Raw genomic sequence first — 14,652 nt, 5'->3', positions numbered from 1 at the left:
AATCTGTTTTTTTATTCAAAGTCCTTGAAGAAACTCAAGTCAGCTTTATCATAAGCAGCTTTAAATTTAGGCCAAGCAGTATTGAAAAACGCATTCGTTGTTTCTTCTGTAAGCTTTATCATTTGCTCTGCTTTTTTCACAGCAGTTCTTTCTGTTTCACCAGGTGCTCCCATACGAGAGTTATTGTATCTTCTGGCTTCCTGAATATAGTTGTTAGCAGTTGTGAAACGCTCTCTCACCACGGCTTGACCTCTTTCTCCAGGTAACCCGATAGTTAATTTTCTAACAGGCTCGAAACTCTCTTTTACTGCTTCAACAGCTTTTTTCAAGTCTTTCACTTTGTCAGCATCCACGTTTTTCATTTGCGCTTCGACTTTCTCAATGATCTCATTTGCCGTTCTAACACGATTGGTTATTTCAGCAAAAGACTGAGTCATTTTCAAAACTTGATCTTCGAAAGCCTTATTGGCTTGAAGCTCAGACATGCTGATTTCCATTCTTGGATCAAGGTGTACTTTCACCATTTTAGAAACCTGCTGATCGCCAAACTCCAAAACCACTTTGTAAGTACCCGGTAAGGCTGATCCAGCAGATTGCTCTCGGTCTTGGCCACCGCCTCCACCGAAACCGCCAAATCTACCGCCTCCTCCGCCAGAGAATTCAACTGGGTAAGGGTTTCTTCTGTCCAAGTTCCAAGATACAGTGTTGATTTCACCCTTCTTGATGTTAGTCGTTCTGGTGCGAACAGTGTCACCGTTAGCATTTAGAACAATCATTTTGACTTTAGTAGGTAGCTTCTTCGCAGGAGTTTCTGTTGTTTCTGCTGCTTTGTTGTTGCGATTCCTGCGCGATGATTTACTATCGTCTGCTACTTCTTCTTTTTTGGCATCATCTCTTACCCAGAACTTCACATTGGCAGTGCTTAAGTATTTGTTTTCACCTTCAAATGGACCTCCATCTGCTGCAAAACGCATCCCAGGAGGCTGACGGTAGGTCATTTGATAAGCATCAGCTACATCGAACATTACGATATCTGTATTTTTAACAGCTTCAATGCCTTTTGTAGCCATTTCTCTTAAAGGTCTCAAGTCATCTAAAATATAGAAAGCTCTACCGAAAGTACCGATCACTAAATCGTCTTCTCTTTCTTGCCAAGCCAAATCCATAGTAGAAGCATTTGGGTAACCGTGGTTCCACTTGTTCCAGTTTTGAGCTTTATCAAAACTCACATACATTCCGTTTTCAGTACCTAAGAAAATCAAATTAGGCTCTCTTTCATCCTGAAGAATAGAAAGTGTGTAACCGAATACATCGTTATCATCTACAATTCTTGTCCAAGTTTGGCCGTAGTCTGCAGTATGGTATGCATAAGCAGTGAAGTTATTTCTTCTGTAATCGTTAGCAATTACGAAGGCTTCACCAGCATTATGGTGAGATGCTTTGATTTGAGGAATCCAGCTACCAGCAGGTAAACCCGGAAGTTTTGCTGCAACGTTAGTCCAAGTTTTTCCTTTGTCTTTAGTTACCTGAACGTTTCCGTCATCAGTTCCAGCCCAGATTACATTTCTGTCGATTGGACTTGGAGCAATAGCAATTATTGTAGTATGGTTTTCAGCACCAGTGGCATCTAGTGTTAAACCTCCACTTTCGTTTTGCTTTTGTTTTTCAGGATCGTTAGTAGATAGATCTGGAGAAATGATTGTCCAATCATCACCTCTGTTTGTGCTGTAATGAACAAACTGAGAACCGAAATAAACCGCATTTGAATTGTGTGGGTCAACGGCTACTGGAGAGTTCCAGTTGAATCGTAAGTTGGTTGCAGTATCTGGTGCTGTTGGCTGAATTGTTTTGGTATAGCCACTTTCTTTATCATAACGAGTCACACTTCCTTGCTGAGACATAGTGTAACCATATCTTGAATCATCAGGGATTGGAGCAACGTCAAAACCGTCACCAAAGCTTAATTCTTGCCAGTCATGGTTTCTGATTCCAGCTCTGTTAAAAACATAAGCTGGTCCAACCCATGAACCGTTGTCTTGCATTCCACCATACACATTGTAAGGCATTTCATTATCTACATTTACATGGTAGAACTGTCCAACAGGAAGTTTTTCAGTAAATCTCCATGTTTTGGCCATGTCACGGGTGATGTTCAAACCACCATCGTTTCCATCAATCATGTAAGAAGGATCTTCAGGGTGAATCCACCAAGCATGGTGATCAGGGTGAACGCCAGAGTAAGGAATGATTTCTTCCCAAGATTTTCCGCCATCTTCAGACCTAGAAACTCTAGAGAAAAGGCTGTATACTCTGTTTTCGTTTTTTGTATCTACAAAGATGTCGGCATAATAGAATGGACGGTCACCAATGTTTTGTGTAGTTGCAGAAGCTGCTCTTAGCTCCCAGTTGATACCGCCATCTGTTGAACGATAAAGACCATTGGCCTTAGATTCTATCATGGCATAAACGTAATCTGGTCTGCTTCTCGAAATGGCTAAACCAATTCTACCGTAGTCCCCTTTTGGTAATCCTTTTTCTCCAGTAAGGTTTTTGAAAGTGTCACCACCATCATTAGTTACATAAAGTCCTGAACCTGGGCCTCCAGACTTAAAGAACCAAGGCCATCTTTTATGTTCCCACATGGCAACAAAAATCTTGTTTGGGTTAGAAGGGTCAGCAACCATATCGGCTACCCCAGTAAGGTTGTTTGTATAAAGGATTTTCTCCCAAGTCTTTCCACCGTCTTTGGTTCTGAAAAGACCTCTTTCTTCATGCTCTCCCCAAGGAGAACCGATTGCTCCAACATATACAATATCTGGATTATCTGGGTGGATGTAGATTCTATGGATGTTACGGGTTTTTTCAAGGCCCATCAAATCCCAAGTTTCACCACCATCGATAGAGCGGTAAACACCATATCCACCGCTAACAGAGTTACGCGGATTTCCTTCACCAGTACCTACCCAAATGATGTCTGGGTTTTTTTGGTAAATAGAAATAGCACCAATACCGAGTACTGCTTCATCGTCAAAAAGAGGCTCCCAGTTAAGGCCACCACCAGTTGAACGCCATAAACCACCAGAGGCGGCACCTGCATAAATAATCTCAGGGTTACTTTCTACTACATCGATGGCCGTGATTCTACCACTCATGGCAGCTGGCCCGATGCTCCTGGCTTTCATGTCTTTGAAAAGATCCATGTCTACTTTTTGACCAAAGGCCAAAGCAGAGAGTAGCATGAATGTTAAACCCAAAATCGATCTGATTTTTGAAGGTCTAAATAGCTTTAAATGCTGAATACTCATTAAGTTATTGATTTGATTGAAAATGAAATTTTAACAATTTAAACCAAGAAGTCATAAAGAGAAATTCAATTCGTAAGAACGCAAACAATGTTGTATGAATGGTCAGTACTTTATTTACCATTCGCTCATCAGAAGTTTAATACCAAAACCAAAATTTAGGTGGTCGAAGCGTGATTTTTTCACAGTAATATCATAGACTTCATCAGTTTTGTTGTAGCTAACGCTTTGAGGGGTAAGGTAATCGACACTGGAGGATTTAATGGTTTTTATATTGAAATCTAGGCTGAGGAATTCGTTGAGGAATATCTCCAAACCTCCGCCAAAACCATAACTCAAAGCGAAGTCATCTATATCTCTAACAGAATCCCATTCTTCTTTTAAAGGGCCATCTCTGAAATGAGCTGTCGTAGCGATGTAGCTAAAGCCACCAAAAAAGTCAGCATAAGGCTGAAAGTTCCCCGAGACAGGAGGCTTAACTCTTATCAAGCCAAGCATATAGGCCATTTCGTTATTTCTTCTGATCCTCACGTTACCTAAATCCTCACCATGCCAACCATCTCGAACTTCGGAACCGTAGCGAGTTACACCAAGCATACCGCCCAAGTGAATAGGAGAGCCATTGATTTGAAAGGCGATATCAGAACTGATACCTCCTCCCCAGATTCCAGGGGAGTCTTTTTTTAGTTCCCCCACGGGCACAAAGCCATTTAAACTTAGACCGAAAGTAGACTGGCCATTTGAGAACATCGGGAAAAGGAGAAGTAAGACAGGTATTAAAAAGTATTTTGACATGTTGTTGGTTATTTTGACTTTTGATTTTAAGCCAATAATGTGCCAAAAATTAAAATGGAGTGATACTAAAATATTTTGATAACAATCTAAAATAATTAGTATTTTTAGCTTTTAAAACCTTTGGCATGAGCATAGTTTCAGAAAACATTAAGCACCTGAGAAAACTTAAAAATTGGACGCAGGGTGATTTTGCAGAAAAAATTGACATCAAACGGTCACTTGTTGGTGCTTATGAAGAAGGTAGGGCAGACCCTCGACTGAATAACCTACTTAATATGTCGAAGGTGTTTAAGGTGCCAGTGGATTTTTTGATTTCGAAAGACCTTTCTAACCTTAGTGAAGAGCAAATTCTGAAACTAGCGGCTCCTCGAAAGCCATCTTCAAAAGTACTTTCCATAACGGTGGATACTAATAATGAAGAACAGATTGACCTTATTCCTCAAAAGGCTTCTGCTGGGTATTTGAATGGTTATGCCGACCCAGAGTATTTGGAAGAACTTCCAAAGTTTCAGTTGCCAAATTTACCAAAGTCGGGTACTTACAGGGCTTTTGAGATAACAGGAGACTCCATGCTTCCACTTAGGCCAGGCACCATTGTGATCGGTAAGTATTTGGAAGATGTGACTGATATTAAGAATGGTCGTTGCTATGTTATTCTGTCTAAAGAAGAAGGCGTGGTTTACAAACGCGTTTTTGATTACACTATGGAAAACGGGAAGTTGTTTTTAGTGTCCGATAATAAATCTTATTCGCCTTATGATATTCCAGTGGGTGATGTAATTGAAATTTGGGAAGCAAAAGCCTATTTGAGTATGGACTTGCCAGATTATTCAGACGACACCATGGACTTTGAGCAATTGAAAAGTATCGTTTTAGAGCTCCAGCAAGAGGTGATTAAACTCAAGGACCATAGTTGAATTAGCCTATTCTATTTTTAGCTGCTGAGAAAGGGCCATTCTATCTATTTTTCCTGAAGCTGTTCTAGGCAGTATGTCTATTAAATACAGCGCATGAGGTTTATGGTATTTGGCCAAAGATGATTCTATGACCGATTTCAACTCATCAATAGTGCCCTTGTCCTTATTGACGATTACCGCCACATAGGTTTCTCCAAGCTGCGGGTGACTTTTCTTTAAAAGAATTACTTGGGAATCTAATAGCTCACTTATTTGGTTTTCTAGTTGGTCCAAATGTATTTTGATACCCCCAGAATTGATTACAAAATCGGCCCTGCCAAACCACTTAAACTCCGACCCTTTGAGTTCTACCACATCATTGGTTTGAATCCATTCATTGAGCGTTACATCGGCTTTGATGCGTAAACAATCGCGCTCGTCTGTTTCAACCGAAACACCATCCAATACTTTGAAAAAATCACTTTTATTTGGGCCATTCATGGCTTTAAGTGCTATATGAGAAACCGTTTCTGTCATTCCATAAGTGCTGAAAACCTTTGTGGGCAGCAATTGGATTTCCTTTTCTAGTTGTGCGCTAATCGGGGCACCACCTACAATAATGGTTTCAATATTGTTCATTTGCTTTCTTCCCTTTTCAGCGGCCATCATGCATTCGAGCTGAAGCGGAACGAAGGCGGCAAAAGAGAACTTCGCATCGTTTTCTAAATGTTCCTCTGGGTTTGAGTTTGGGGGAACTAACGTAAGATTCCATTCAAGTTCCATAGCCCTTACTAACATCATTTTACCTCCGATGAATTCGGGGTTGATGCACAGTAAGGCTGAACCCCCTTTAACCAGATTTAATGCTTTTGCTGTTCTTCTGGCACTAGCGATCATTTGCGATCTAGAGATGTAAATGGTTTTGGGTTTTCCAGTTGAGCCAGACGTGTTTTGAGCAAAACTTTCCTTGCCAGTGCGCCATTCATTTATGAACTTAGCGGCTGAAATATAGGACTCATCATGGCTCGATTCTTGTGATAAAAGCAATTTTGAAAAACTATTTTTTGTCCCATTCCAAATCAAATTGCCACCCATAGGCCAATTTTAGTTCATTATGATTAGAGTTCAAACCTTAACGCTTGCCTTTCTTATTTTTCTGATATTTTCAGTTCTTGGACAAAGCTCTTCGCAGTTTGTCATTAAAGGTAATGTTTCGGACAATCAAACAGGGGAAACGCTGCCTTTTGCTGCTGTATTTTTGGCCAACACTACGGTTGGTACGGTAACGAATGATAAGGGAGACTTTGTGCTCCATGTACCAAAATCAGGCTCATATGATTTGATAATCAAGTTTGCAGGCTATAAGACCTTTATCAAGTCCATTCAATTTTTCGAAGCGCAAACCTTTGAGGTCAATGCAAAGCTGGAAGTAGAAACTAGACAAATGAGGGGGGTAACAGTAACGGCCAAAAAGGATGAAAAATGGAAGCGAAATCTTGAAGATTTCAAAAGAGGATTTTTAGGGACATCCCCTTTTGCTAGAGAATGTAAGATTCTTAATGAAGAAGTAATTGATTTCTATTTTGATGAAGAGAAAAACATTTTCGAAGCCTTCGCTAGTGAACCACTAATTATTGAAAATAGGGCGCTGGGGTATAGAATCAAGTATGTTTTGGAAGGCTATATGGTGTACTTCAATGAGAAGTATTCGTCCTATTGGGGTTACCCATCTTATGAAGAATTAAGAGGGAATAAAAAACCAAGGGCGAGATGGTTGAAGAATCGGGAAGTTGCTTATATGGGTTCTGTAGATCACTTTTTCAGTAGTTTATTCAATAATAACCTTAAGGAAGATGGTTATTTGGTTCAAATGGCCAGAGATGTTGATGGGAAAAGGTATTTGGATAGAAATGAACTGGATTTATACCAGTTTGTAAAACCGGGTTCAACAGCAAACTCTAAGCGCTTAGAGTTTCAGCATATTCTGTATGTCACCTATACCAAAGAGTTGATTCCACCAGAGTTAGGGACGGTGATAAATGTTTCTGATGTGCCTGTTTATGGGAATAAGCAGCGTTCTCAGTTTCACTTATTCGAAGGTAAAACCTTTATTGAATTTGAGAAAAATGGATATGTCTATAATCCGCTAGATTACATAGTTGCCGACTATTGGGGAGTTGAAAAGATGGGGGATTTAATGCCTATTGACTATATCAATACCCGTTCTGCAAATAAATAAGTTATTTTTTTAAGCCTTAAGGCTTTCTAAAATGGTTTGTTTATACTCAGAAAACACTTCTGTGTTTCGCTCTGAATTGGTTTGGATTTCTAGAATTTTAGCATTCTTTGATGCACTAAAAAATTCTTCTAAACAGCCTTTCAAATCTTTCTGATTCGAACAGCAATAGTATTCAAAGCCAAAGTCGTTCGCTGTATTCTCAGCATTTAGCTTTTGTTTGGTTTCGAAATATTCTTCTAGCTCAGGCTGACGTTTTGGGCCGTCAATCATTCTGAAAATTCCTCCTCCATGATTATTAAAAATAATGACACGCAGGTTTTTGAGGTTGTAATTATGCCAAAATGCATTTCGATCATAGAAGAAAGCCATATCGCCTGTAAACAATACGACAGGTGATTTTTGAGACAATGCTGCCCCAACAGCAGTACTATTACTACCATCAATTCCGCTTGTTCCTCGGTTAGCGAAAACCTCAATCTGCTTATGCTTTGGCGCACCAATAATATTGGCATAGCGAATGGCCATGCTGTTTGCGAAATGCAACTTGGATTTGTTCGGAACCATTTCAAGCACAGTATTGAATGCTTGAAATTCGCTAAATTTTTTCATTTTCATGAAATTAGCTTTTTTCTTTTCTACCGTTTGATTTGCCTGCTGCCACTGGTTTAAGTAGCTGAAACTTCCTTTTCCACCAACATGATGGATAAACTCTCCAAAGAAATCCTCGGGTTCAATTTTGATCCGTTCGGTCAAGTGTTGTAGACTGTCATTCAATTTTTCAGACGAAGAAATATGCCAATGTTCAGTAGGAGGATTGTTTCTTAAGTAAAGTTTTAGATTTTTCGAAATCAAAGACTTACCTACCGTAATCAGTAGGGTTGGCGCCAATTCCTTATGGGCTGTATTGAGTTGAGGGTTTAAAAAGGAATCTTGATTATAGATTACCCCAGGTAAATCATGCTGGTTAGAGATAACATCTGCAATAATCGGAATGCCAGCTTTTTCTGCAAAGCGATAAAGTGCCTTATGTAATGGTTTGGAGTATCCCATTTGACCAATCACAATGGCTTTTCTTATATGGTTTTGCCATTTGTTTCCTAAATCAATCCACTGAGTGCGATGCATTGATCCCTCAATTGGAGTGTTCTTAATAATACGCACTTCAGGGAAGCTAACTAGCTCATTTGGGTCAGGATAAAACGGCTCTCTTATCGGGACATTGATATGAACAGGGCCTTTTCTACTGATACTCGCGTTAATGGCTTCGTTGACAATTCTATTACAATGCCAATTAGCGTCATCATGATTTACTTCAACAGGAAAATCATAACTGGCTAAAACATGCTTTCCATAGATATTTGATTGCTGAATGGTTTGCCCGTCATACTGATTTGTCCATTCAGGAGGACGGTCTGCGGTAAGGATCAGCAAGGGGATTTCCTGATAAAAGGCCTCTGCAATGGCAGGAGCATAATTATAGGCAGCTGAACCGGAAGTGCAAATCAAGGCTACTGGTTTACCTTGTTGCTGCGCCATACCCATGGCGATAAAAGCAGCAGAGCGTTCATCAGGAATTATTTTAGTCTCAATTTCAGGGTAACGAACAAAAGCGAGCGTGATCGCAGCCGACCTTGAGCCCGGTGAAATTATAGCAGTTTCAATGCCGTGTGCAGCGCAAATTGTTGCGATATCGTAGATATGTTGAAGGATCAAGGTTCTGAATTCAAAATATTGAGTAAGGTATTGAATTTCATTTCTGTTTCTTCAAATTCTTTTTGAGCAACAGAGTCTTCGGTTACTCCAGCGCCAGCATATAAGATTGCTTTATTTTCTAACAACTGCATGCAGCGAAGGTTTACAAAAATAGAAGTTTGTTTTTCGGTTTGTACCGGGCCTAAGTAACCTGAATAAAAAGATCGATCAAAGCCTTCATGCTGCTGAATGAAGTTTAAGGAGGCTGCTTTTGGCATGCCCGCAATAGCGGAAGTAGGGTGCAATAATTCCAACATTACTGTACCTAATTCAGGAAAGTTTGTTTCCTTCATATTTACTTCAAACTCAGTTTTAAGGTGAAGCAAATTTCCGGCAATAACGGTTTTTGGGCCTTTCTCCTCATATTCCCTCAGCCTGATTTTCTTAAAGCAATTAATAATGTATCGGCTTACTAGGGCTTGCTCTTCAATTTCTTTTTGAGTCCAGGCTGTATCTGAAATAGGCTTGTCGATGTCCCTTTTTTGGGTTCCTGCTAAAGCCACGGTCTTAAACTGTGAATGGTTTACTTCCAAAAGCAGTTCTGGAGTAGCACCTAACCAAGTTCCAGTTTCAGACGTGGATACAATAGAAACAAATGCGTTTGCATAGGCATCGCATAATTGTAAGTACTTGGTGATTAAGTCAAAATTATCGTTGAGTGAAATAGTTTTTGACCTAGCGGGCACAACTTTCTGAAAATCGTTGTTTTTTATGGCATCTACTCCAAGCTGTACTAGGTCTTTATATTCAAGGTCCACCTCTGTTATGACTTGATCTTTAACATGGTAGTTGACTTTTTCTTTTGGCTTATTGAGTTGCTGTTTTATGCTCTCTAAAAATTCTGTCTGATGTGCATCCTCACTGCTAGTCAAATGCTCATGCTGGATGATTTCATCAAAATCAAAAGACACATGAAAATCGCTTTTAATGAATAGTGTAGCACCACTTTTAGGATCGAAAGGAGAGAAGATAAATCCTTTGTCAGAAGTTTCTAAATCGGGTCTTTCAACTTCTTTAACCTTACTGAAGGATACCGTCAGGTTAATTTTCCTTTGATGCGGTGATCGCCAAACGGCCAAAGGAAGCTCTAAATTTACGGCTGCCTGAAATATAGATCTTAGCGCATGAGTCTTTTCATATCCCGAAAAATCAAGGGATGATGTTGCTGATTGCTTTTGATTCATTTCCTATTTTTTATCCATCACCGCCATGGTGATTCTACTGATACAGACCAGGTCATCATTTTCATTGGTGATTTTGATCTCCCAAACCTGCGTCTTTCTTCCAATATGGTGAGGTTTTGCTATAGCATAAACCCAGCCTTCCTTTACGGATTTAATATGGTTTCCGTTGATTTCTAAACCTACACAATATTGTTTTTCTGGATCTACCACAGAATGAGCCGCAATGCTGCCCAAGGTTTCGGCCAAAGTCAAAGAAGCTCCACCGTGTAAGAGACCTAAAGGTTGCTTGGTTCGATGGTCTACCGGCATTTTGGCCCGCATAAAGTCAGCGCCTACTTCTGTTATTTCTATACCCAAATGTTCAACCATAGTGTTTTTACTAAACTGATTGACGGTCGAAATATTAACTCCGGGTTGAAACATGGTGGTTCTAAATTAGTTTTTAGATTTGTGCCTGAATTGGGCAAAAATAGAACAAAATTGATGATCAAAAAAATCTACCTCACGCGTCATGGACAGACAGATTTCAACAAACAAGGAATTGTTCAGGGAAGAGGGGTGGATTCTGACCTAAACGAAATGGGACGGGCTCAGGCTCAGGCTTTTCATGAAGCTTACAATCATATAGCTTTTGATAAGCTATACATCTCATCGCTTAAAAGAACAGCTCAGTCGATGGAAGGCTTTATTGAGCAGGGCTTGTCTTATGAAGCACTGCCTGAATTAGATGAGATCAGCTGGGGAATTCACGAGGGGGCAGAAGTAAACGAAGCGCAGCACGCCTATTACTTCGATATGATCAGCAGTTGGCAAAGGGGTGAAACACACAAAGCAATCGAAGGTGGAGAGAGTCCTGAAGGTTTAGCGCAAAGATTGCGTGTAGGCTTATCCTATATTATGGCCAAAGAAAACGAATCTAATGTTTTGATTTGCATGCACGGTCGGGCTATGCGCTTAATGCTCGCCACTATTTTCAATTATCCGATCAGCGGAATGGATTACTTTCTTCACAATAATTTGGGGCTGTACGAAATCACATTTACAGGAAATGCCTTTGTATTAGACAAGTACAACGAAGTTAGCCACCTGCGCCATCTATAGTCGATAATGCAATTTTAGCTTTACTATCTAGGCTGTTTTTGTATGGATGCTTTTTGAATTCTAATACCTTATTGAAGTATACTTTCGCTTGCTCGTCTTCTTTTTCTTCCATTTTAATGTAGCCCATTTGAAGAAAAGAGTTCGGTATAAAGTAAGACTCTGGTAGTATGTCCGCATTAGAAGTCACTTCATTATAAAGGCTCAATGCTTCGGTATAATTAGACTTTAGTTGCGCCAACCTTGCTTTTCTATAAGTAATTTCATGGACCTCCATGATGGTCAATTTCTCCAAATTCAATTTAGAAACTGCTCGATTGGCCAATGTATAGTAACCTCCATCAATGGCGTATCTTATCTGTAGTAATTTGAAATTGGGTAGAGTGTTTGCTTCTAAAATAGCGTCAGCATTTTTGTCTGCTTCTGAAGTAGCACCTTTGGTTTGCTTGGCCTCTTCCCAGTAGTTTTTGAAAGAAGCGTTTTTACCTAGAAAATATTCACACATGGCTACTTTCATTTTAGAATCCTTCAATTGGTTTCTGCCTTCAAACTGACTGATATACTCCAAATAATGTGTTTTCGCTTGATTGTACATCCCACCTTGAAAAAGCGCTTCGGCTAGCAAGTAGTCAAATAAAAGAGGAGCATTGGCCTCCGGTTTTTCTAGGGCTTGTTGAAGTAGTAAGGAAGCAGCCTGAGCATTGTGTGCCTTCATTAGAATTAGCGAAGTAATATATACTTCAGCCATCGTTTTTTGGTTTGAAGTATTGCTTATTAATCCCTCAAGGGCTTCATCATGTCGCTCCAAAAGATACGATTCAATCATGGAAGAAATGAGCGTAGCTTCAAGCGTGAATTGCGTGGGCTCTTTCGAGAGCGCTTTTAAGTGCGTTAAGCCACTCTCAACATCTCCCTCCAGACCCAATACATTTAATACCCATTGTTTGTTGTCGGGTACGGCTCCAAAAATGACCTGTAGCAAGCCCATTGTTTTAAAATTGAGCTTGAAACCCGGGTGTTTTTCAATGTTATCTTCTGTGATTCGGTAGGCATTTCTTAAACTCCATACGCCACTGAGGGTATTTCCGAACTTGAGCTTTACAAAGGCCCATTGCATTTTGATTTCGGCCTCAAAGAAATCAATATATGGAGAATCGGAAGAAGCGTTTTCTAGTTGTTCGAGCCTTATGTCTTCGTTCTTTTTAAGTAGGTCGTAACGTTCTTCGTTTTCGCTAAAAATCAGTTCTAGTACATCGTTAAGGTTGGCGATGTATAAATCGCCCATTGGAATTTCAGTGTTTTCTAAAGAGGAGAGGATGGATTTTGAGGCTTTGAAATCTAAATTCAAAGTAGTGTAGTAAGCCAAATCAAAATTAGTGGTTTGGCTTTGAGCAAAACTTACTTGTGATAAAAGAAAAAATGGATAGACGAAAACGCCTATCCATTTTTTTATATTTAGAAACATCAAAAACTAATTAAGCCTTTGTTGCAACTCTTCTGCTTCTTTTTGGCTTAGCTTCTTCTACAACGATTTCGTCTGTAACGTCAGCTAAGATTCTACCACAATGCTCGCAAACGATAATTTTTTTGCGCTCACGAATATCGGCTTGTCTTTGGGGAGGAACAACGTTGAAACAACCACCACAAGCGCCTCTATCGACAGGTACTACAGCCAGACCGTTTCTTGCGTTATCACGAAGCTTAACGTAAGAAACCAATAGTCTCTCTTCAATGTCCTTAATCGCTTTTGTTCTTGCGTTCATTAGCTTCTGCTCGTCATCATGACTTTCTTTAGTCAAAGTTTCGAGTTCGCCTTTTTTGCTGCTCAAGTCTTTAGCCCTTTCACCTAACTCTTCTTCAGTCTTGGATATTTCACCATTCTTGATTTCGATTTTAGCGAAAGCCTCTTTAATTCTCTTTTCAGAAATTTGAATTTCTAAATTCTGAAGTTCAATTTCTTTCGTAATGGCATCATACTCACGGTTGTTACGCACGTTCATTTGTTGCTCATTATATTTTTTGATTAAGGCCTCAGAATTTTTAATCTGAGTTTTATAATCAGCAATATTAGTCTCAAGATCTCCAGCTTCAGATTTGAATTTGTCAATTCTCGTCTGATATCCAGCGATCTCATCTTCTAAATCAGCTACTTCATCAGGTAGGGCACCTCTTACTTTTTTGATTTCATCCAGTTCAGAATCAATTCTCTGAAGGTTAGTAAGGGCGTCAAGTTTTTGTGCTACAGTCTTTTCCATTCACGTTTTTTTAGAAGTACAGTACGGGATTCGTATTCACCTCTGTCAAATAGGTTGCAATATTAGCAAATTTTTCTGTCAATAATGAATGCAAAAGCTCTTTTGTAAACTTTTCGCTTTCATAGTGCCCAATGTCTGCAATCATGGTTTTCCCTTCACCATCAAAGAATTCGTGATACTTGAAATCTCCGGTCACAAAAGCATCGGCATTTTTCGCCATGGCTGACGCTAATAGAAAGCTGCCTGCACCACCACAAAGTGCCACAGTTTTAATTGAATCCACATTTTTAGCGGTATACCGAATGGAACTCAGCTGCATCGATTGTTTTAGATGGTTCAGAAATTCATAGCTTGTCATCTCTTTTTCGAGTTGCCCAATCATTCCAGCGCCTACCTCTTGGTTCTCATTTTCTAATTGACTGATGTAATAAGCCACTTCTTCGTAAGGGTGTGTTTCTTTTAAGGTATGAATAACCTTTCCACTTAAATGATTTGGGTACATGATTTCAACCCTGTCTTCATTAACATGCTCTAGCTGATCTCTTTCACCAATTGCAGGGTTGGCCCTTTCATTGGGTTTAAAGCTGCCTGTTCCATTTAATTTGAAACTGCAATGGGAGTAATTGCCTATTTCTCCTGCACCAACAGCATGAAGCGCATTAAGGACTCTATTGGAGTCATCTTTTGGGATAAAAACTACCAGTTTCTCCAAAACCTGTTTTTTTGGAGCTAATATTCTAGTGTTGACCAGTCCAATTTGATTGGCTATCTTTTGATTTACACCTAAATAGACGTTGTCTAAATTGGTGTGAATGGCATATATGGCAATGTCGTTTTTAATGGCTTTAATTATGGTTCGCTCTACATAGTTTTTACCATTGAGCTTTTTAAGTCCTTTGAAAACAATAGGGTGGTGGGCAACAATGAGGTTGCACTTTTTAGCAATTGCATCATCTATTACAGATTCAATACAATCTAAACTCACCATGACTCCACTCACGTCCCAGTTTTTATCTCCAGTAATTAAACCTGAATTGTCATAAGACTCTTGATAAACTGGGGGCGCAAGTTTTTCAAGTACTTCAATGATTTCCTTGATTTTTACCATCTTTACAGCTTTTAAAATGCTAA

12 protein-coding genes are annotated in these 14,652 nt (G+C 39.6%); 3 read left to right on the top strand and 9 right to left on the bottom strand.

Going from position 1 to position 14,652, the window contains the following annotated elements; genetic code table 11:
* Positions 1-11: 11 nt before the first annotated feature.
* Entirely contained in the window at positions 12-3,305 is a 3,294-nt protein-coding gene (locus VOI17_RS05155; protein ID WP_323756174.1) for a VPS10 domain-containing protein, read from the bottom strand.
* A 114-nt stretch (positions 3,306-3,419) separates the two neighbouring features.
* Positions 3,420-4,097, bottom strand: coding sequence for an outer membrane beta-barrel protein (locus tag VOI17_RS05150; RefSeq protein ID WP_323756173.1), 678 nt, complete (start codon positions 4,095-4,097; stop codon positions 3,420-3,422).
* Positions 4,098-4,222: 125 nt separating this feature from the next.
* Between VOI17_RS05150 and VOI17_RS05145 the strand changes: the two genes are divergently transcribed.
* A complete protein-coding gene (locus tag VOI17_RS05145) occupies positions 4,223-5,014 on the top strand; it encodes an XRE family transcriptional regulator (protein WP_323756172.1) in 792 nt (263 codons plus the stop codon).
* 6 nt (positions 5,015-5,020) lie between these two features.
* Here the strand turns inward: VOI17_RS05145 and VOI17_RS05140 are convergent, their stop codons facing one another.
* A complete protein-coding gene (locus tag VOI17_RS05140) occupies positions 5,021-6,040 on the bottom strand; it encodes an AMP-binding protein (RefSeq protein ID WP_323756171.1) in 1,020 nt (339 codons plus the stop codon).
* A 67-nt stretch (positions 6,041-6,107) separates the two neighbouring features.
* On the opposite strand from VOI17_RS05140, the gene VOI17_RS05135 reads away from it, so the two are divergent.
* On the top strand, positions 6,108-7,232 hold the full coding sequence (locus tag VOI17_RS05135) for a carboxypeptidase-like regulatory domain-containing protein (RefSeq protein ID WP_323756170.1): 1,125 nt from the start codon (positions 6,108-6,110) through the stop codon (positions 7,230-7,232).
* Positions 7,233-7,241: 9 nt separating this feature from the next.
* Here the strand turns inward: VOI17_RS05135 and menD are convergent, their stop codons facing one another.
* The 3 genes from menD to VOI17_RS05120 are packed head-to-tail and all read right to left on the bottom strand — an operon-like array spanning position 7,242 to position 10,591.
* Entirely contained in the window at positions 7,242-8,945 is a 1,704-nt protein-coding gene (gene menD / locus VOI17_RS05130) for a 2-succinyl-5-enolpyruvyl-6-hydroxy-3-cyclohexene-1-carboxylic-acid synthase (RefSeq protein WP_323756169.1), read from the bottom strand.
* Positions 8,942-10,168, bottom strand: coding sequence for a chorismate-binding protein (locus tag VOI17_RS05125; protein ID WP_323756168.1), 1,227 nt, complete (start codon positions 10,166-10,168; stop codon positions 8,942-8,944). The genes menD and VOI17_RS05125 overlap by 4 nt, the downstream gene beginning before the upstream one ends.
* A 3-nt stretch (positions 10,169-10,171) precedes the next feature.
* A complete protein-coding gene (locus tag VOI17_RS05120; RefSeq protein WP_323756167.1) occupies positions 10,172-10,591 on the bottom strand; it encodes a hotdog fold thioesterase in 420 nt (139 codons plus the stop codon).
* Between the two features lie 60 nt (positions 10,592-10,651).
* Here VOI17_RS05120 and VOI17_RS05115 point away from each other — a divergent pair, with 60 nt between their 5' ends.
* Positions 10,652-11,269, top strand: coding sequence for a histidine phosphatase family protein (locus VOI17_RS05115; RefSeq protein WP_323756166.1), 618 nt, complete (start codon positions 10,652-10,654; stop codon positions 11,267-11,269).
* Here the strand turns inward: VOI17_RS05115 and VOI17_RS05110 are convergent.
* The 3 genes from VOI17_RS05110 to VOI17_RS05100 are packed head-to-tail and all read right to left on the bottom strand — an operon-like array spanning position 11,247 to position 14,629.
* Complete coding sequence (locus VOI17_RS05110) at positions 11,247-12,731, bottom strand: tetratricopeptide repeat protein (RefSeq protein ID WP_323756165.1); 1,485 nt, start codon at positions 12,729-12,731, stop codon at positions 11,247-11,249. The genes VOI17_RS05115 and VOI17_RS05110 overlap by 23 nt on opposite strands.
* A 10-nt stretch (positions 12,732-12,741) precedes the next feature.
* Positions 12,742-13,521 (bottom strand): zinc ribbon domain-containing protein, encoded by a 780-nt coding sequence (locus VOI17_RS05105; RefSeq protein ID WP_323756164.1) that lies wholly within the window; start codon positions 13,519-13,521, stop codon positions 12,742-12,744.
* A gap of 10 nt (positions 13,522-13,531) precedes the next feature.
* The gene (locus VOI17_RS05100; protein WP_323756163.1) at positions 13,532-14,629 is read right to left on the bottom strand and encodes a Nif3-like dinuclear metal center hexameric protein; all 1,098 of its coding nucleotides are present in this window, start codon (positions 14,627-14,629) and stop codon (positions 13,532-13,534) included.
* Between the last annotated feature and the right edge of the window lie 23 nt (positions 14,630-14,652).

Origin of the sequence: Roseivirga sp., from assembly GCF_034669765.1 — a bacterium.
GTDB lineage: Bacteria > Bacteroidota > Bacteroidia > Cytophagales > Cyclobacteriaceae > Roseivirga.
This window is presented reverse-complemented; position numbering and strand designations above follow the sequence as displayed.

What these genes read in the sequence shown, in the direction of transcription:
- VOI17_RS05155 (WP_323756174.1), bottom strand. Translation starts at nt 3,305, where the DNA reads ATGAGTATTCAGCATTTAAAGCTATTTAGACCTTCAAAAATCAGATCG.
- VOI17_RS05150 (WP_323756173.1), bottom strand. Translation starts at nt 4,097, where the DNA reads ATGTCAAAATACTTTTTAATACCTGTCTTACTTCTCCTTTTCCCGATG.
- VOI17_RS05145 (WP_323756172.1), top strand. Translation starts at nt 4,223, where the DNA reads ATGAGCATAGTTTCAGAAAACATTAAGCACCTGAGAAAACTTAAAAAT.
- VOI17_RS05135 (WP_323756170.1), top strand. Translation starts at nt 6,108, where the DNA reads ATGATTAGAGTTCAAACCTTAACGCTTGCCTTTCTTATTTTTCTGATA.
- VOI17_RS05125 (WP_323756168.1), bottom strand. Translation starts at nt 10,168, where the DNA reads ATGAATCAAAAGCAATCAGCAACATCATCCCTTGATTTTTCGGGATAT.
- VOI17_RS05120 (WP_323756167.1), bottom strand. Translation starts at nt 10,591, where the DNA reads ATGTTTCAACCCGGAGTTAATATTTCGACCGTCAATCAGTTTAGTAAA.
- VOI17_RS05115 (WP_323756166.1), top strand. Translation starts at nt 10,652, where the DNA reads ATGATCAAAAAAATCTACCTCACGCGTCATGGACAGACAGATTTCAAC.
- VOI17_RS05110 (WP_323756165.1), bottom strand. Translation starts at nt 12,731, where the DNA reads ATGTTTCTAAATATAAAAAAATGGATAGGCGTTTTCGTCTATCCATTT.
- VOI17_RS05105 (WP_323756164.1), bottom strand. Translation starts at nt 13,521, where the DNA reads ATGGAAAAGACTGTAGCACAAAAACTTGACGCCCTTACTAACCTTCAG.
- VOI17_RS05100 (WP_323756163.1), bottom strand. Translation starts at nt 14,629, where the DNA reads ATGGTAAAAATCAAGGAAATCATTGAAGTACTTGAAAAACTTGCGCCC.